Source organism: Cupriavidus neocaledonicus (assembly GCF_000372525.1).
GTDB lineage: Bacteria > Pseudomonadota > Gammaproteobacteria > Burkholderiales > Burkholderiaceae > Cupriavidus > Cupriavidus neocaledonicus.
Genome location: NZ_AQUR01000094.1, coordinates 115,525 through 133,460 on the forward strand (window position 1 = coordinate 115,525; position 17,936 = coordinate 133,460).

A 17,936-nucleotide genomic window follows, 5' to 3' on the forward strand; every position below is an offset into this window, starting at 1 on the left:
AGCCCTGCCCTGCGCATAATCGGTGCCAGCGTCGTCACCCGGGGCGGCAAGTCCTTGTATTACAAGGGCCACCTCGCGTCTCGCCACGGTTTTGGCCGATGTTTTGCCGGATCAACATGGGCCCCCGCGGATGTGCGGCCGGCGACATGTCACATGGCTGTGACAGAGGGGCCGCATCGGGTTTTTGAGGACCTCCAGGGGCCGCCAGGAAGGCCTTGCTTTTCAAGGGCTTGCAGCGCCCGCTCGGGATTTGCCCTGATTCTCCGGCCGCGTATCGGCGGTGAAACACGGCTCCGGGGGTGCCGCCGCCGTCGCCCATGTGGGCCGGCCCACATTGCCGGGGGTGACGCGACACCGGTGGCATGGGCGAGTGTGCGCCGCGGCCATGGCCGCGGCGGCGCGCGCCGGCCGGCACGCCGCCCGCGCAACGGGACGAATCCGGCACAATGCGTCACCGCGCCCTGGCGCGGCGCCGCACCGCGCCAGGCCCTTGTCGCGAAAACCCCTCAGCGTTTATCCTCGCTAGGCCCTATGTCTGATTTAAAGTACATTAGAGGCATTACAGACTTGTCATCTCTCCACAAGGGAAACCATGAGTGAAGCCGTCGTTCCCCTGTATCACCAGATTTACGTGGTGCTGCGCCAGCAGATCGTCGAAGGCCGCTTCGGCCAGGGTCCCTTGCCCGGGGAGATCGACCTCGCCAAGCAGTTCCACGCGTCGCGCGTGACCATGCGGCGCGTGTTCGACCGGCTGGTGCAGGAAGGGCTGGTGCGCCGCCACCGCGGGCTCGGCACCTTCGTCAATCCGCATCCGGTGCGCCCGGCCGCGGCGGCCGGCGAGGAACGCGGCACCAGCCTGCTCGACAACATCATCGACATGGGCCAGAAGACCTCGGTCAAGGTGATCTCGATCGACGAAGTCCATGCCACGCCAGATGTCGCCGACTCGCTGCAGATCGAGCCGGGCGACCCGGTGGTGAAGATCGTGCGCGTGCGCCACTACCGCAACCGTCCGCTGTCGCACATCACGGTCTACCTGCCGGCGGCGCTGGGCCGGCCGATCACGCGCCAAGCGCTGGAAGAGACCCCGGTGCTGCGCCTGCTGGAAGCGGGCGGGATCAAGCTCGGCCGCGCCAGCCAGGTGCTGTCGGCCCGGCTGGCCGACGTGGTGGTGGCGCCGCTGCTGGACGTGCCGGTCGGCGGCGCGCTGCTGGCGGTGCGCCGCGTGGTCAAGGACCAATCGGGGCGCCCGGTGCAGCTGCTGCTGGGCCAGTATCGCCCGGACCGCTACGAGTACCGCATGGAACTGTCGCCCGCCGGCGTCGACAGCGCCAACGTCTGGGTCGAAAGCGAGACCCGTCCGGGCTTGCGCGACTGACGTGCACTGGCCCGCGACCGCTGCCCAGGGGCGTTGCCCCGGGCGGGCGTTGCCGGGGGTGCGCCGGACCCGGTTCCGCGCCATACTGCGCATCCCTGATCACATCGTGCGAGGACCGCCGCCATGTCTGAGTTCCGTCCGTCCAGCCTGACCCGTCTGCCTTCGATTCCGCGCCGCGCCACCATGCGGCGCCTTGCCACGCTCGGCACGCTGGCTGCCTGCGCGCTGGCCTTGCCGCTGTCGGCGGCGGCGCAGGCACCAGGCCAGCCGCAGGCGCAGCTTGCCGGCGGCAAGCCGATCCGGATCCTGGTGGGCGCGCCGGCCGGCGGCACCACCGACACGCTGGCGCGCACCATCGCCCAGGAAATGTCGCAGGAGCTGGGCCAGCCGGTGGTGGTCGAAAACCGCCCCGGCGCCGGCGGCAATATCGCCGCGGACCTGGTCGCCAAGAGCGCGCCGGACGGCAGCACGCTGCTGATGAGCTTCACCAGCCATACCATCAACGCCACGCTGTACAAGAAGCTGCCGTTCGACCCGGTGCAGGACTTCACGCCGATCACGCTGGTCGCCACCGTGCCCAGCGTGCTGGTGGCCACGCCCCGGCTGGCGGCCAACAACGTGCCCGAGCTGATCCGCCTGGCGCGCTCGGAGCCGGGCAAGCTGAACTTCGCCATCGGCTCGGTCGGCTCGTCGCTGCACATGGCCGGCGACATGTTCAAGATGATGACCGGCACCTACATCGTCAACATCCCGTACAAGGGCACCGCGCCGGCGCTGACCGACGTGCTGGCGGGCCAGTGCGACCTGATGTTCGCCAGCACCATCAACGTGCTGCCGCACGTGCGCGCGGGCAAGCTCAAGGTGCTGGGCGTGACCAGCCCCGCGCCGTTGCCGCAGTTCCCCGGCGCGGCGCCGATCGGCAATACCGTCAAGGGCTTCGAGTCGAGCGCGTGGTTCGGGCTGTTCGGCCCGGCCGGCATGCCGCACGAGACCACGCAGGCGCTGTACCAGGCCGCGCGCAAGGGGCTGGAGTCTCCCGCCGTGCGCAAGCGCCTGGAGAACGACGGCGCGCAGCCGATGGGCACCCCGCCCGAGGCCTTCGCCGCGTTCGTGAAGCAGGACGTCAAGCGCTGGGCCGGCGTGGTCAAGTATTCGGGAGCGTCGCCGGAATGAGTCCCCTGTCCGCCACGCTCGCGCAGAAGCTGGTGGCTCGCGCCGCCGGGCTGGCCCATGCCGCGCCCGGCACCGTGGTGATCTGCCGGGTCGACCTGGCGATGTCGCACGACTCCAGCGGCCCGCGCCGCGTCGCGCCGCTGCTGCAGGAGCTTGGCACCGGGGTCTGGGACCCGTCGCGCTATGTCGTGGTGACCGACCATTTCGTGCCCGGCGGCGACGCCCAGGCCGAATCGATCCTGCGCTTCACGCGCGACTGGACGCGCCAGGCCGGCGCGCACTTCATCGACGCCGAGGGCATCTGCCACGTGGTGCTGCCCGAGCGCGGCCATGTGCTGCCGGGCCGCCTGATCGTCGGCGGCGACAGCCACAGCCCCACGGGAGGCGCGTTCGGCGCGTACATGTTCGGCGTGGGCGCGACCGAGATGGCCGGCGTGCTCGCCACCGGCGAGATCTGGCTGCGGGTGCCGGACACCATCCGGCTGCAATGGGACGGGCAGCTCGCGCCCGGGGTGTGCGCCAAGGACATGATGCTGTTCCTGTGCGCCACGCTGGGCATGGGCGGCGGGCGCTACCAGGCGCTCGAGTTCACCGGCAGCGCCGTCACCGCGCTGCCGATGCAGGAACGCATGACGCTCACCAACATGAGCACCGAGCTCGGGGCGCAGACCGGACTGGTGGCGCCCGACGCGGTCACGCTGGATTGGCTGGCGCAGGCCGGCGTGCCGGCGCCGACGCTCGCCGCCATCGACTTGAACCACTGGCGCAGCGATGCCGGCGCGCCGGTGCTGGCCACGCACCGCTTCGATGCCGCCACGCTGGCGCCGCAGGTGGCCGCGCCGCACTCGCCCGCCAACAGTGCGCCGGTCGACCGCGCTGCCGGCGAGCCGGTGCAGATCGCCTATCTGGGTGCCTGCACCGGCGCCAAGCTGGAAGACCTGCGCATGGCCGCGCGCGTGCTGCGCGGGCGGCGCGTTGCCGCCGGCGTGACGCTGCAGGTGGCGCCGGCCTCGCGCCGCGATCAGCTGCAGGCCGAGCAGGAAGGCACGCTCGGCATCCTCGCCGATGCCGGCGCGATGCTGCTGCCCAATGCCTGCGGCGCCTGCGCGGGCTATGGCGCGGCGCGCTTCCCGGCCGGCAGCCGCGCGATTGCCTCGACCGCGCGTAATTTCTCGGGCCGCATGGGCGACGCCGGCAGCGCGGTGTGGCTTGGCTCGCCGATGACGGTGGCCGCCAGCGCCGTCACCGGCCGCATCACCGATCCGCGCACGCTGCTGGAGTAACGCGCGGCCCCCACCTCGTGCCCGCCGCCGGCGGGACAGACTTCCCGCATGACCTCTGCCCCCGCCCCTGCCCCCGCCCCTGCCGGCCGCCTCTGGCGCTTCGGCGACAACATCGACACCGATGCCATGGCCCCCGCCGTGCTGATGAAAGCGCCGCTGCCGGTGCTGGCCCGGCATTGCCTGGCGTCGGTGCGCCCGGAGTTTCCCGGCAGCGTGCGTCCCGGCGACGTGCTGGTGGCGGGCGCCAACTTCGGCATCGGCTCCTCGCGCGAGCAGGCGCCGCAGGCGCTGCGCGAACTGGGCGTGGGCGCGGTGGTGGCGCAATCGTTCGGGGGGCTGTTCTATCGCAACGCCATCAACCTGGGCCTGCCGGTGCTGGTCTGCGCCGACACCAGCGGGCTGGCCGACGGCGCGCATGCGGTGCTGGACCTGGAGACCGCGCAGTTGCGGCTGGACGACGGCAGCGTGGTGGCGTGCGAACCGATCCCGGCGTTCCTGCGCGCCATCCTGGCCGCCGGCGGGCTGGTGCCGCACCTGAAGGCGCGCCTGGCGCGCGAGCGCGGCCGCCCGGACTGAATCCGGCGCAACCGCTCAGGCCGCCGGCGGCGTGCGCAGCAACGCCAGCGCCTCTTCGTCGCTGGTCTGGCTGAAATCGAGGTAGAACGCGCCGACCGCGCCGAAGCTGGGCGGCGTATTCAGGCAGATCACCTCGTCGGCGGCCGCGGCCAGAGTGGCCAGCCCGTCCTGAGAGCCCACCGGGGTGGCCGCGATCACGCGCGCCGCGCCGGCCATGCGCACGCCTTCGAGCGCGGCGCGCATGGTAGCGCCGGTGGCCACGCCGTCATCGACCACGATCACCACGCGTCCGGCACGGGCCGGCACCGGCTTGCCGCCGCGGTAGCGCTGCTGGCGCCGGGCGATCTCGTCGAGCTGGCGCCCGCGCTCGGCATCGAAGCTGCCGCTGTCGACGGCGCGGCGGGCCCAGGGATCGTCATTGACCACCGTGTGCGGTCCGCCACCGCCGGCATCGCCTTCCACCACCGCGCCCAGCGCCAGTTCCGGGTAGCCCAGCGCGCCGATCTTGCGCACCAGCAGCACGTCCAGCTGCCCGTTTAGCGCGCGCGCCACCTCGAATGCCACCGGCACGCCGCCGCGCGGCAGCGCCAGCACCAGCGGGGTCTGGCCCAGCTGCGCGGCACCAAAGCCCAGTCCGGCCAGGTGGCGGCCGAGGTATTGGCCCGCCTCGCGGCGGTCGGCAAAGCACGGGGGCAGGTACATGGCGGTTTCCATGGGAGGGGGACGGCCAGCGCAGGCGGCCCCTCCGCCAAATATAGACCCTGGCGCCGGTGGCGGCGGCGGCCCGCGCGCCACTTGCCAGGCCAGCCAGGCGCGATCCGGCACCATTAGGCGCGCTCGTGCAACAGTGTGTTGAGGCGGGGGCGGCTGACTTCACCGCAGTGCAGCATTACGATGGCCGCTGGCGCTGACAACGCCGCACCGCCCTTGCCGGGCAGGCCACCGTGCCGGCCCGGCCCGATTGCATGAGCCCTGACATGACCACGCCCTCCCCCGCCCGCGCCGCGACGGCGCCGACCCGACCCCACGCTACGGCAGACGCCACCACCGACCTCGCCGCGCTCGCCGTCCCGGACATTCCGTTCGGTTCGCTCGAAGCCGCCGCGATGGCCGAGCTGCCCTATACCTTCCGCCCGGCCGGCACCTGCACCCGCTACTACAACGAGTTCTTCGGCTGAAGTCCGGGCGGCGCGCCCGCCGCCATCACGGTCTCGCACAGCGCGGCCAGCCGCGCCGCCATGTCCCGCGCCGCCGCCGGCAGGTCCGGCTGCGCGTGCAGGCTCAGTTCGACATCCGGCACCGCTGCGGGCCAGCCGTGCTCCAGCACGGTGTGATGCGCCGTGGCCAGCCGCCGCGGCAGCAGCGTCACGCCCAGGCCGTCGGCCACCGCCGCCAGGATGCTGGCCAGGCTGGCGCTGACAAAGGCCACGCGCCAGCGCCGGCCGCCGGCGTCGAGCGCATGCATCATCTCGCCGCGATACAGCCCGCCTACCGGGAATGCCACCAGCGGCACCGGATCGCGTGCCACCGCCGGACGGCTGCGGCTGTCGATCCAGCACAGCGGCTCCGGCCAGCTGGCCAGCCCCTGGGCCTGGCCGGTGCGCTGCTTGACCAGCACCAGGTCCAGCTCGCGGTCCTGGAAACGCTGCCACAGCTCGTGGCTCATGCCGCTGGTTACCTCCAGCCGCATGCCCGGCCAGTCATCGGCAAACCCGGCCAGCACCGGCGTCAGCGGCCGCGCGGCAAAGTCCTCGGGCACACCCAGCCGGATCTCGCCCTGGCCGGCACTCTGGCGCAGTTGCCCGACGGCCTCCGCCATCAATTGCTGCAGCCGGCGCGCATAGCCCAGCAGGCGCTCGCCTTCCGGCGTGGTGGTGACATAGCGCCCGCCGCGGTCCAGCAGTACGCAGCCCAGCTGCTCTTCGAGCCGGCGCACCTGCTGGCTGACCGTCGACTGGGTCAGGTGCACGCGCTGGGCGGCGCGGGTAAAGCTGCCGCTCTCGGCGACGGCGACAAAGCTCTGCAGCAGCACGGGGTCGAGACGCGGGTCCTGCATGGCGGCGTATCCATTGGGTTTTCCACTGCCGGCGATTTCATCATTTAATTTCCCAATCACCAAGGCCCCGCGTACAGTTCGGCACGATGCGCCGGTGTGCGTCCGGTCGCCATCGCTGCCGTTTCAAGCGCCATGCCGCGTTCCGCGCGAGCATGTACCCACTTTTTCTGCAACCATGACCACTCACCAGGAATTCATGCGCGAGGCGGTGCGCCTCGCGGTGGCCAACCGTGACCGCGGCGCGCGCCCGTTCGGTGCCGTGCTGGTGCTCGACGGCGAAACCGTCGCCACCGGCGTCAACGACATCGTCCACAGCCACGACCCCACCACCCATGCCGAGATGCAGGCAGTGCGCGCCGCCGCGCGCAAGCTGGGCCGGCCCGACCTGCGCGGCAGCGTGGTCTATGCCAGCGGCCATCCGTGCCCGATGTGCCTGGCGGCGATGACCATGGCCGGCGTGCAGGCGGTCTACTTCGCCTTCGACAACCAGGATGCCGCGCCCTACGGCATGTCGAGCGAGGCCGCCTACCAGGCGCTGCGCCTGCCGCTGGAGCCGCCGCCGCTGCCGCTCACGCGGGTGCCGGTCGAGCTCTCCGCCGCGCAGCTCTACGGCATGCGCCCGCGCCGTGGCTGAAGGCGCGCGCCCGGTGCGGCCCCGGCCGCCGCGCTGGCTGGTGCTGGCGGCCGTGGCCGGTATCGGCCTGAACCTGCGGCCGTTCCTGACCGCGGTCGGGCCGCTGGCGCCCGCCATCCGCGGCGGCACCGGCCTGAGCTACCAGGGCATGGCGTGGCTGACGCTGCTGCCGATGCTGCTGATGGGAGTCGGGGCGTTCTTCGGCCCGGCGATCCGCGCGCGGCTGGGCGCGCGCACCGCGGTGCTGGGCGCGCTGGCGCTGGTTGGCGCGGGCTGCGCCGTGCGGCTGGGCGTGGCCGGCGGGACCTGGCTGATCGCCTCCGCGGCGCTGTGCGGGCTGGGCGTGGCGGTGGTGCAGGCGGCGTGCCCGGGGCTGGTCAAGCAGGAGTTCCCGGCACGCGTGGCGCCGGTGATGGGACTGTATTCGGCGGCGCTGATGGGCGGCGGCGCGCTGGGCGCCCAGCTGTCACCCTATGTGACCGAGCTGGCCGGCAGCTGGCGCGAGGCGCTGGCGCTGTGGGCCGTGCCCGCGCTGGTGGCGCTGGCGCTGGCGTGGGTGGCGCTGCCGCGCGGCCCGGCGCGCCCGCCGGCCGCGACGCCGGCGGCGCCGTCCGGGCGCCCGCCCAGCGCCGCCGGCAAGACCCGCGCGCTGCTGCGGCGCCCGCGCACGTGGCTGCTGATGATCAGCTTCGGCGTGATGAATGGCGGCTATGCCTCGCTGGTGGCGTGGCTGGCGCCCTTCTACCAGAGCCATGGCTGGAGCGCGCCGGCCAGCGGCTCGCTGGTGGCGCTGATGGCGGTGGCGCAGGCCGCCGCGGCGCTGCTGCTGCCGGCGCTGGCGGCGCGCAGCCTGGACCGGCGCGCGTGGATGGCGCTGGCGCTGGCGCTGCAGGTTGCCGGCTTCGCCGGGCTGGCGCTGTGGCCGGACGCCGCGCCGCAGGCCTGGGCCGTGATCGGCGGCGCCGGCCTGGGCGGCTGCTTTGCGCTGTACCTGGTGGTGGCGCTGGACCACCTGCCCGATGCCGACAGCGCCGGCGCGCTGAGCGCGGTGATGCAGGGCGGCGGCTTCCTGCTGGCGTCGCTGGCGCCGTGGATCACCGCCATGCTGCAGGCGCGCACCGGCAGCTTCGCCGCGGGCTGGTGGTACCACCTGGCGTGCGCGGCGGCGGTGGGCGTGCTGACCATGCGGCTGGACCCGGCGCGCTACGGCGCGTCCTTTGCCGTGCCGGCGCCCGCCGGCTGCGCCCGGCGGGCTGGTTGAAACCGGCCTGGCCACGCTGACGGCGCCGGGCTGATACCAGCCTGGCCGTCAGCCGGCGCGAGCGACCGGGTCAGCGGGCCGGCGCGGCCTCCACCACGGCGGTGGCATCCGCCGGCGCCGGCTCCTGCGGCAGTGCGAACAATGCCGCGGGGGGCGGCGACAGGCCCTGCAGCCATTGCAAGGCAAGCACGATGAGCATGACCGGCATGGCGCCTCCTTCCCGCATACGTGGCCACTTCCCATTGGTATAGCCCATCGCGCCCGGGCGGCGCCCGATGCCGGAACGCCGCAATGCCACTGCGTACCCGTTTCTGCGTGGCCGCCAGGCCGGCCCCGGACACCGCGGCGGCTCTGCGCGGCCCTGCCCGCCTTGCGAGGTCTATTTCCCGTGTAACGTCACATTACCTTCGCAGTGGTGCCCGCGCGCTGCTCGCCGGGCCCGCCGCGTCGCCCGCGAAGCCTTGCGTGGCAAGGGTTTCGGGCTGGGGCTGCGGGCGCCACGGCAGCGCGCTCGTGCCGTCGCCCCATGTGAGACAGGCTTACAAGTGCAAGCGCGCAGCGCGGCGGCCGGCCGCTACATTGAAGCCGTGTCCAACGCGATCCCGCCAGGAGCCAAGATGAAGCGAGCCCTGTCCCTGGTGGTGCTGCTGTCCACCACCGCCGCACTGCTTTCCGCCTGCATCGTGGTGCCCCCGCGCGGCGGCGCGCCGCGCCACCACCATCATCCCTATTGATTCCACCACCGCCCAGAGGAGCCATCCCATGAAACGCCAACTCCTGCTTGCTGCAGCCGTCCTTGCCACGGGCGGCGCCTTCGGCCTGACCGCTCCCGCCGAAGCCCACCAGGCGCCGGTCGCCCGCGGCTACGGCCATGCGCCGCCGCCGCCGCGCTACGAACCGCACCCGGCTGCGCGCCGCGGCCAGGTCTGGGTGCCGGGCCACTGGGAAGCCCGCGGCGCAGACTACGCCTGGCGCGGCGGCTACTGGCAGCCGCAGCGTGTCGGCTACCGCTATGTCCCCGAGCGCTGGGTACGCGGCCCGCACGGCTGGGTCATGCGCCCGGGTCGCTGGGTACGCTGAGGCGGACGGCCGGCGTCACCCTCCCGCAGCGGGCCTGCCCCCCACCGATGGGTGGTGGCAAGCCCGGCGCGGACGGTGGCGCCGGCGCCGCAGCGTTCATCCATGGTGGTAACCACGCCTCATCCAGAAGCACTAGACCATGTGCGCGACGTGCCGGCAAATCTGCCGAATTGATTTCGCAACCCGCATTTCCGGGGCGCGTTTCATAATTGGAGCAGCGCTGCCGACGATGCATTTCGGACACCCCTCAAGAGGGTTATAAAATCGTCATATCCGGTCGAAGATAATAGAATCTGTTTCAGATTTGCAACCAATTAAATTCTGTATGTCACATCGATGAAACCACCGGGAACCGCGCCAGCGCGGCGTTTGCGGAACCTGGCAGAGGTAAATACGATATATTTGAAAGGATTATGAAGCTCCTTTCATTCCCTCCTTCATTCCACCCCGTACCCCCTTGCTTGCATTCCCCTCCCCCACCCCATAAGATGAATTCCAACTGATTTAGGAGTAAGCATCACCCGGGTTCGGGTTCGGGGTCATCCTTCCAGTCATGGGCAAGTTCCAGCCACAACAACGGAGCCGTCCGGCATGGAAGCATGGGGGTCAGCCACAGAGCCAGCCACCAGTCACCAGCTACCGAGGTGACGGCGGTCCTGTCACGTCTTCCATACGCAAAGTGCCCCGCAGTCCGCCCCCGGGTAAAACGGGGAGTGAAGTCCATGAACGCGTTGCTGATAGAGGAGCATCCGCTGCTCCGGCTCGGGCTATTGCAGATGCTCGAGAACATCCAGGAATCCGCGCAGGTGGCGGCCATTGCACCCGCGGACATCACCAGGCTGGACGCCCGACACCAGAACGCAGACCTGCTCGTCTTCGGCATGCCCGCCGACCCGGCACCGGGCTGGGTGCTGCTGGAACAGGCCCGGCAGACGCTTGCGCCGCAACGCATCCTGATCCTGGCCGACACCCTGCCCTTGCACGTGCCCACCGCGGATAGCGCGCGCGGCATCTGCGGCTGCCTGCCCAAGTCCGCCTCGCTGGCGGTGATCGAGGCGGCCATCCGCATGGCCGTGTCGGGCGTGCAGGGGCTGCTGTTCGCGGCCGAGACCGGCACCCTGCCCTCGGCATCGCGTTCGGCGATGCCCGCCACGCAGTCTCTCGCCTCGGCTGCGCCGCTGCCGCTCAGCGCCGCGCATCCGGCCCAAACGCCGGGGGAGCAGCTGGCGCTGGCGTCCTGCGCCAGCACCCCGCGCGCCGCCCTGCGTACCACCGTGGCGCTGCGCGACCTGACCGAGCTGCGGCCCGGCCAGCCGCTGTCCGCGCCAGCCCCGGCGGCGGTCTCGCCCACGCCCGCTGCCATGCCGCTGACCGAGGAAGAACCTGGCTACGACGAGGCTGAGATGCTGAAGATCACGCCGCGCCAGTACGAGGTGCTGGTGCTGCTGGCGCGCGGCTACCCGATCAAGACCGTCAGCCGCATGCTCAACATCTCGGTGGCGACTGTGAAGAGCCACGCCTGCACGCTGTACCAGCGGCTCAAGGTGCGCAACAAGGGCGAGGCGGTCTACGCCGCCCTGCAGCGCGGCGCCACGCTGGAATGGGTCAGCGGCGACGAACGCATCACGCGCGAAACCAATGGCGCCGGGGTGGCGCCAAGGCGCAACGAACCGCCGTGCCAGGCGGTCAGGCCGGCGGTCTGAATGCCTGCCTGAGGGTTTTGCCGCGCGCCGCGCCCGCACAGACGGGCCGGCGCCAAGCCGGCGTTTGCCGGACGGGAGGGGTCATCATGCAAGCCAGCACGTTCTTGCCCAGCTTTTCCGTGTGCGTCAGCACGCGCGATCATCCGGACGGCCTGCGCCGGACCTTGCAATCGATCGCGGCCTCGACCATGCCGCCGCACCAGCTGCTGGTCTGCGACGACAGCAGCCACGACGCCACGCGCGCGCTGATGCGCGACGCCTACCCCGACATCCCCTGCCTCGACGGGCCGCGGCGCGGCGCCGCCGCCAGCCGCAACCGCCTGCTGCGCGCGGCCACCGGCTCGCATGTGCTGTTTCTCGACGACCACGCCACGCTGGGGCCGACCTTCCTGCAGCAGATGGGCGAGCGCCTCGCCGACGACTTCATCTACCGGGTCGCCGCGGGGGGCAACGCCGACGCGCTGGTGCTGACCGGCACGGCGATGTACGCGGGCCAATGCCTGCGGCCGCAGCGCGAGAATTTCCTCGGGCTGCCGTCGCGCCAGCCGCCACGCCGCGCCGCGCGGCGGCGGCCGCTGTGCGCGGTGGTGCTGTCCAGCACGGTGTTCCCGCGCGCGCTGCTGGAGCGGCTGCCGTTCGACGAGTGCCTCGATGCCGACTACGACGTCGCCGACGTGGCCGGACGCGCCGTCTATGGCTGTGGCTGCCACATCGAGCTGATTCCCAGCGCGGTCAATCGGCTCGATGGAGAGCGGCCGCCGCCATGCGCCGGCAGCCCGGCCGCCGATGCCGCGCGCATGGTCACCATGCTGCACCGCTACGGCCGCAGCCAGCACCGCCAAGACAAGGCGGCGCTGTTCCTGATGCTGGCGCTGCCGCATAACCTCGGGCAGCACCTGCATCGCAGCGGCTGGCGCGGCGTGGCGCCATTCTGGGCCACTACGCGCCTGCTGTGGCAGCACTTGCGGCTTGCGCCCGGCCATGACGCCGCACGGAACGCACCCGCAGCGAGGTCACGACACCGATGCCGCGCACCTGATCCGTGGCGCAGCGCCCACACGGCCGGGTGCCGTTGTGTGGGGTAGCAGACGGTGCGGCGCCGCAGCACAGCGCTACAGTCGCCCCACTTGCTAACGGATCAGAGCCATGGGCGCAAACGAGCTGGACACACTCGGTCATATCACCGCCACCGGACCGGAGCGGGCCACGCCACGCGGGCGCAATGGCATCCGGCGGGCGCTGATCACCGGCATCACCGGGCAGGACGGTTCCTACCTGTGCGAACTGCTGCTGGGCAAGGGCTATGAAGTCCACGGCATCAAGCGGCGCAGCTCGCTGTTCAACACCGAGCGCATCGACCACCTGTACCAGGACCCGCAGGCGCAGGAGCGCCGGCTGATCCTGCACCACGGCGACATGACCGACACCGCCAGCCTGGTGCGCGTGGTGCAGCAGTCGCAGCCGGACGAGATCTACAACCTCGCCGCGCAGAGCCACGTGCAGGTCTCGTTCGAAGAGCCCGAATACACCGCCAACACCGACGCCATCGGCACGCTGCGCCTGCTGGAGGCGATCCGCATTCTGGGCATGGAAAAGCTCACGCGCTTCTACCAGGCCTCCACCTCAGAACTCTACGGGCTGGTGCAGGAGATTCCGCAGAAGGAAACCACGCCGTTCTATCCGCGCAGCCCGTATGCCGCCGCCAAGCTCTACGCCTACTGGATCACGGTGAACTACCGCGAGGCCTATGGCATGTACGCCTGCAACGGCATCCTGTTCAACCACGAAAGCCCGGTGCGCGGCGAGACCTTCGTCACCCGCAAGATCACGCGCGCGATCGCGCGCATCGCGCTGGGCCTGCAGGAAACGCTGTACCTGGGCAACCTGTCGGCGCTGCGCGACTGGGGCCATGCGCGCGACTACGTCGAGATGCAGTGGCTGATGCTGCAGCAGCCCGCGGCCGAGGACTTCGTCATCGCCAGCGGCGAGCAGCACAGCGTGCGCGAGTTCGTGCAGCGCGCGGCGCGCGAGCTCGGCATCACCATCACCTTCCATGGCAGCGGCGTCGACGAGGTCGGCATCGTCGAGCATGTCGATCCGCCCGCGCGCGGCGGCATCGCGCCGGCGTGCAAGCCCGGCGAGATCGTGGTGCGGGTCGATCGGCGCTACTTCCGTCCGACCGAGGTCGAAACGCTGCTCGGCGATGCCAGCCGTGCGCGCGAGCGACTGGGCTGGAGCCCGCGCATCGGCTTTGCCGAACTGGTGCGGGAAATGATCGAGGCCGACTACGCCGCGGCGCGCCGCGACGCGCTGGTCAGGCTGGCCGGCTTCCAGGCCTTCAACCATCTTGAGTAGCCGCTGGCACGGCCACCGCGAGGATCCCATGAACCAGGCCCTGGCAGAGCGCCCGCGCATCTTTGTCGCCGGACACCGCGGCATGGTCGGCTCGGCCATCGAGCGCGCGCTGCGCGCGCAGGGCGGCGCCGAGATCGTGACGCGCCCGCACGCCGAGCTTGACCTGTGCGACCAGCCGCAGGTGCAGGCGTTCTTCGCCAGCCAGCGCATCGACGCGGTCTACCTGGCCGCAGCGCGGGTCGGCGGCATCCATGCCAACAACACCTACCCCGCCGAATTTATCCACCAGAACCTCGCCATCGCCACCAACGTGATCCATGCCGCCTGGCAGGCCGGCGTGCGACGGTTGCTGTTTCTGGGATCGAGCTGCATCTACCCGCGCCTGGCGCCGCAGCCGATCCGCGAAGCGTCGCTGCTGACCGGTGCGCTGGAGCCGACCAACGCGCCCTACGCCATCGCCAAGATTGCCGGCATCATGCTGTGCGACAGCTACAACCGCCAGTACGGCACCGATTTCCGCTGCGTGATGCCGACCAACCTCTATGGGCCCGGCGACAACTACCACCCCGACAACAGCCACGTGATACCGGGACTGGTGCGCCGCTTCCACGACGCCCGCCTGGCCGGCAGCGCGCGCGTGTCGGTGTGGGGCACCGGCAAGCCCTTGCGCGAATTCCTGCACGCCGACGACCTGGCACGCGCCTGCCTGCATGTGATGGCGCTGTCCGCACCGGCCTACCGCGAGGCCGCGCCCGCGGGCTTCCTCAACGTCGGCAGCGACGACGAGGTCTCGATCGGCGCGCTGGCGGCACTGGTGGCGCAGGTCACCGGCTATCGCGGCACCATTGCTTTCGAAGCCGACAAGCCCGATGGCACGCCGCGCAAGCGGCTCGACAGCAGCGCCATCATGCGCACCGGCTGGCGCCCGCGCATTGCCCTGCGCGACGGCCTGCGCGGCGTCTACGAAGAGGCCTGCCGCACCGGCACCTTGCCCGGCGGCATCGCGGCCGCACTGGCCTGACCCCGACGCGCGCGCAGCGGCCATGAAGATCCTGATCTACTGCCAGAACTACGCGCCCGAACTGACCGGCATCGGCAAATACACCGGCGAGCAGGCGCAATGGCTGGCCGCGCGCGGGCACGAGGTGCGCGTGATCTGCGCCCCGCCGTACTACCCCGCATGGCGCGTCAGCGCGGGCTACAGCGCCTGGCGCTATGCCCGCGAGACGCACGACGGCGTGACGGTCTACCGCGCACCGGTGTGGGTGCCGCGCAGGCCGTCGGGACTGCTGCGCATCCTGCACCTGATGAGCTTTGCGCTGAGCAGCGTGCCCTGCCTGGCGGCACAGCTGCGCTGGCGCCCCGACGTAATCTTCGCGGTCGAGCCCACGCTGATGTGCAGCCCTGCGGCGCTGCTGCTGGGCAGCTGCACGCGCGCCCGCACCTGGCTGCACGTGCAGGACCTGGAGGTCGATGCCGCGTTCGCGCTGGGGGTGCTGCGCCATCCGCTGCTGCGCCGCCTGGCCACGCGCATGGAGCGCGCGCTGACCACGCGCTACCAGCGCGTCTCGACCATCTCGCAGGCCATGGCGGACGCGCTGCGCGCCAAGGGCGTCAGCCCCGCACGGCTGAAGCTGCTGCCCAACTGGGCCGACCTGCACGAGGCCCCGGCCGACGCGGCGCTGGCGTTCCGGCACGGCCTGGGCATTGCCGCCGATGCGGTGATCGCGCTGTATGCCGGCAACATGGGCAACAAGCAGGGCCTGGAAGTGCTGGCCGAAGCCGCGCAGGCGCTGCAGGGCCACCCGCGCCTGCACATGGTGCTGTGCGGCGACGGCAGCGGCCGCGCCGCGCTGCAGGCGCGCTGCGCCGGCCTGGCACGCGTGCATTTCCTGCCGCTGCAGCCGCCGGCGCAGTTCCACGCAATGATGGCGGCCGCCGACATGCACCTGCTGCCGCAACGCGCCGATGCCGCTGACCTGGTGATGCCGTCCAAGCTCACCGGCATGCTGGCGAGCCGGCGCGCGGTCATTGCCACCGCGCAGCCGGATACCGAACTGGGACGCCTGGTCGCACGCGTGGGCGTGCTGGTGCCCCCCGGCGACGCCAGCGCGCTGGCGCACGCCATTGCCACCCTTGCCTGCCAGCCGCAGCGGCGCGCCATGCATGCCGCCGCCGGCCGTGCCTGGGCCGAAGCCCATCTGGGCCGCGACGCGGTGCTGGCGCAACTGGAATCTGCACTGCAGGCGCTGGTAGCGCCGCCTGCAGCGCAAGATGCCTCTGCGGTCGCCTGAGCGCAGGGGCGGCACACGCCATTCATCCGAGGGGACCCGTCATGAGCCAAGACACCGCCACCACGCAAGCCGCGCTGGTGCAACGCCTGATGCAAACCATCAAACCACTGGTGCCCACCTGGGTGCGCATGTACTACCACGTGCGCCGGGAGCAGCAGCACGACGCGCGCTACGGGGCCAAGCCGCCGGGCGAAGTGTTCTCCGACGTCTACCACAGCAGCCTGTGGGGCCAGGCCGACGAGCCGGGCTTCTTCAGCGGCACGGGCTCGCGCGACCTGCGCATCGTCGAGCCCTATGCCGACGCGGTCACCGCACTGCTGCGCGAGTTGCCGCACAAGCCCGACGTGGTCGACCTGGGCTGCGGCGACTTCCATGTCGGCAGCCGCATCCGCCCGGCCTGCGGGCGCTATGTGGCCTGCGACGTGGTGGCGCCGCTGATCGCGGCCAACCGCGCGCGCTACGCCCATCTCGACGTGGATTTCCGCTGCCTCGACATTGCCGGAGACGAGCTGCCCGCCGGCGACGTGGTGTTCCTGCGCCAGGTGCTGCAGCACCTGGACAACGGCCGCATCGCGCGCGTGCTGGCCAAGCTGCACCGCTACCAGATGCTGGTGCTGACCGAACACCTGCCGCTGGCGCCGGACTTTCCGCCCAATGCCAAGAAGCGGCTGGGGGCCTCGACGCGGCTGGCGCGCATGGTGCCGAGCGGCGTGGTGCTGACCGCGCCGCCGTTCAACCTGAAGCCGGTACACAGCCGCGTGCTGTGCGAAGTGCGCGAAGGCGCCGGCGTGATCCAGACCATCGCCTACACCCTGCGTTGAGCCGGGGTCGGTGCCGCGGCCCCCGCCTGGCCGGCTTGCCGCCGGCCTCAGCGGGCCGTGCCGGCCTCCGCCGTCGCGGCGGTCGAGGCCGGGGCCAGCGCGGCCAGGTAGATCGCCTCGTACTGGTCCAGCGCGCGTTCCGCGGAGAAATGCCGCACCCACGCCAGCGAGTCCGCCGCCAGCTGGTCGAGCCGGGCCTGCGGCCACGACAGCAGTTCCAGCAGCACGCCCACGTTGCGCCGGGCCCAGGCCTGGGCCTGGTCCGGCTCCATCGGCTCCATCAGCAGCGCCAACCCGCCGCCGATCTCCTGCATCGGCGCCCGCGCCGTGGTCAGCACCGGGATGCCGCACGCCATGGCCTCGATCACGGGCCAGCCGAAGCCCTCTTCCAGGCTCGGGAACAGCAGCACCGCGGCGAGCGCATAGGCGGCGTGCACGGCCGCGGTGGACATGCCCTCCAGGAAGCGCACCCGGCCGCCCAGCCGCTCCGCGGCGGCGGCCAGCTCGCGCATGGCGGGGGTCGGCTCGGGGCCGATCATCCACAGCGGGCGCGGCGCCGCGGCGGCACCGCTGCCGCCCGCATTGCTGGCCTCGCAATAGGCCAGGTATAGCGCCAGCACGCCTTCGCGGTTCTTGTACCACTGGTTGCCGCCGATATGGACCAGCATGCCCGGCTCGATCTCGTCGATGCCGGCCGCGCGCAGCCGGCGCATCGCGACATCGGGCGCGAGCGGGCGGAACGGGTAGTTGAGGCCGTTGTGCACCACCCGCACCCGCGGCCTGGGCCCTGGATGCAGGCGCAGCAGGTCGTGCGCGGTCTTCTCCGACACCGCGACAAAGTTCCGGCCCAGCGCGATGCCGCGCAGGATCAGCGCCTGGTAGAGGCGTCCGCTGGCCGACAGCTGGCGGCCGGGAAACTCGCCGGCGGCAGTGCGCTGCGCGATGAAGTCGTGGCAGTGGATCACATGCGGGCGGCGATGCAGCAGCCACATCCACATGCCCAGCGAATGGTCGGTCAGCACCGCCAGCGCGCCCGCGCCCTCGCGCCGCAGCCGCCACCATGCCCATGCCGGGAACAGCATGTACTGGTCGACATAGCCGAGCCACTTGCGCAGGCCCGGGCGCGTCGACAGCCGCACCAGCACGGCGGGCGGGGTCCACAACTGGGCCTCGTGACCGCGCTCGCGCATGCCCTCGACGATCATGGCCGCGAAGCGGTCCATGCTGTGGCTGCCGAAGAAGGCGGGATGACCGAACAGGATGAGCCTCATATTGCTTTTCTTCGCGGATCGATGGGGATGCCCGATGGGTTGCGTGGCCCG

General features: G+C 71.5%; 18 protein-coding genes. 14 read left to right on the forward strand and 4 right to left on the reverse strand.

Annotation, left to right across the window (positions count from 1 at the left end; genetic code table 11):
* Window positions 1-592: 592 nt before the first annotated feature.
* From A3AG_RS0114220 to A3AG_RS0114235, 4 genes are all read left to right on the forward strand, one after another.
* On the forward strand, window positions 593-1,378 hold the full coding sequence (locus tag A3AG_RS0114220; protein WP_018006055.1) for a GntR family transcriptional regulator: 786 nt from the start codon (window positions 593-595) through the stop codon (window positions 1,376-1,378).
* A gap of 123 nt (window positions 1,379-1,501) precedes the next feature.
* Window positions 1,502-2,551: a tripartite tricarboxylate transporter substrate binding protein gene (locus tag A3AG_RS0114225; protein WP_018006056.1), complete on the forward strand. Its 1,050-nt coding sequence runs from the start codon at window positions 1,502-1,504 to the stop codon at window positions 2,549-2,551.
* A complete protein-coding gene (locus A3AG_RS0114230; protein WP_018006057.1) occupies window positions 2,548-3,834 on the forward strand; it encodes a 3-isopropylmalate dehydratase large subunit in 1,287 nt (428 codons plus the stop codon). The genes A3AG_RS0114225 and A3AG_RS0114230 overlap by 4 nt, the downstream gene beginning before the upstream one ends.
* 48 nt (window positions 3,835-3,882) lie before the next feature.
* Complete coding sequence (locus tag A3AG_RS0114235) at window positions 3,883-4,410, forward strand: LeuD/DmdB family oxidoreductase small subunit (protein ID WP_018006058.1); 528 nt, start codon at window positions 3,883-3,885, stop codon at window positions 4,408-4,410.
* Between the two features lie 15 nt (window positions 4,411-4,425).
* Here A3AG_RS0114235 and A3AG_RS0114240 read toward each other — a convergent pair whose 3' ends face one another.
* Complete coding sequence (locus A3AG_RS0114240; protein WP_018006059.1) at window positions 4,426-5,112, reverse strand: phosphoribosyltransferase; 687 nt, start codon at window positions 5,110-5,112, stop codon at window positions 4,426-4,428.
* 275 nt (window positions 5,113-5,387) lie between these two features.
* On the opposite strand from A3AG_RS0114240, the gene A3AG_RS0114245 reads away from it, so the two are divergent.
* Window positions 5,388-5,588, forward strand: a complete 201-nt coding sequence (locus A3AG_RS0114245; protein ID WP_018006060.1) for a hypothetical protein — start codon at window positions 5,388-5,390, stop codon at window positions 5,586-5,588.
* Here A3AG_RS0114245 and A3AG_RS0114250 read toward each other — a convergent pair.
* Window positions 5,567-6,466: a LysR family transcriptional regulator gene (locus tag A3AG_RS0114250; protein WP_026164184.1), complete on the reverse strand. Its 900-nt coding sequence runs from the start codon at window positions 6,464-6,466 to the stop codon at window positions 5,567-5,569. The genes A3AG_RS0114245 and A3AG_RS0114250 overlap by 22 nt on opposite strands.
* 175 nt (window positions 6,467-6,641) lie before the next feature.
* Between A3AG_RS0114250 and A3AG_RS0114255 the strand changes: the two genes are divergently transcribed.
* Complete coding sequence (locus A3AG_RS0114255) at window positions 6,642-7,100, forward strand: nucleoside deaminase (protein WP_081610728.1); 459 nt, start codon at window positions 6,642-6,644, stop codon at window positions 7,098-7,100.
* Window positions 7,093-8,361, forward strand: a complete 1,269-nt coding sequence (locus A3AG_RS0114260) for a cyanate transporter (protein ID WP_018006062.1) — start codon at window positions 7,093-7,095, stop codon at window positions 8,359-8,361. The genes A3AG_RS0114255 and A3AG_RS0114260 overlap by 8 nt, the downstream gene beginning before the upstream one ends.
* A gap of 70 nt (window positions 8,362-8,431) precedes the next feature.
* Here the strand turns inward: A3AG_RS0114260 and A3AG_RS34230 are convergent, their stop codons facing one another.
* Window positions 8,432-8,569: a hypothetical protein gene (locus tag A3AG_RS34230; protein WP_018006063.1), complete on the reverse strand. Its 138-nt coding sequence runs from the start codon at window positions 8,567-8,569 to the stop codon at window positions 8,432-8,434.
* A 554-nt stretch (window positions 8,570-9,123) separates the two neighbouring features.
* On the opposite strand from A3AG_RS34230, the gene A3AG_RS0114275 reads away from it, so the two are divergent.
* From A3AG_RS0114275 to A3AG_RS0114305, 7 genes are all read left to right on the forward strand, one after another.
* Window positions 9,124-9,441, forward strand: a complete 318-nt coding sequence (locus tag A3AG_RS0114275) for a YXWGXW repeat-containing protein (RefSeq protein WP_018006065.1) — start codon at window positions 9,124-9,126, stop codon at window positions 9,439-9,441.
* Window positions 9,442-10,163: 722 nt separating this feature from the next.
* Complete coding sequence (locus A3AG_RS0114280; RefSeq protein ID WP_018006066.1) at window positions 10,164-11,144, forward strand: helix-turn-helix transcriptional regulator; 981 nt, start codon at window positions 10,164-10,166, stop codon at window positions 11,142-11,144.
* Window positions 11,145-11,230: 86 nt separating this feature from the next.
* Complete coding sequence (locus A3AG_RS0114285; RefSeq protein WP_018006067.1) at window positions 11,231-12,229, forward strand: glycosyltransferase family 2 protein; 999 nt, start codon at window positions 11,231-11,233, stop codon at window positions 12,227-12,229.
* A 61-nt stretch (window positions 12,230-12,290) separates the two neighbouring features.
* Complete coding sequence (gene gmd, locus A3AG_RS0114290) at window positions 12,291-13,499, forward strand: GDP-mannose 4,6-dehydratase (protein WP_018006068.1); 1,209 nt, start codon at window positions 12,291-12,293, stop codon at window positions 13,497-13,499.
* A gap of 28 nt (window positions 13,500-13,527) precedes the next feature.
* A complete protein-coding gene (locus A3AG_RS0114295; protein ID WP_018006069.1) occupies window positions 13,528-14,520 on the forward strand; it encodes a GDP-L-fucose synthase family protein in 993 nt (330 codons plus the stop codon).
* A 22-nt stretch (window positions 14,521-14,542) separates the two neighbouring features.
* Complete coding sequence (locus A3AG_RS0114300; RefSeq protein ID WP_018006070.1) at window positions 14,543-15,793, forward strand: glycosyltransferase WbuB; 1,251 nt, start codon at window positions 14,543-14,545, stop codon at window positions 15,791-15,793.
* Between the two features lie 41 nt (window positions 15,794-15,834).
* Window positions 15,835-16,614, forward strand: a complete 780-nt coding sequence (locus tag A3AG_RS0114305; RefSeq protein WP_018006071.1) for a class I SAM-dependent methyltransferase — start codon at window positions 15,835-15,837, stop codon at window positions 16,612-16,614.
* 47 nt (window positions 16,615-16,661) lie between these two features.
* Here A3AG_RS0114305 and A3AG_RS0114310 read toward each other — a convergent pair whose 3' ends face one another.
* Window positions 16,662-17,885 (reverse strand): glycosyltransferase, encoded by a 1,224-nt coding sequence (locus A3AG_RS0114310; protein ID WP_018006072.1) that lies wholly within the window; start codon window positions 17,883-17,885, stop codon window positions 16,662-16,664.
* Window positions 17,886-17,936: the final 51 nt, after the last annotated feature.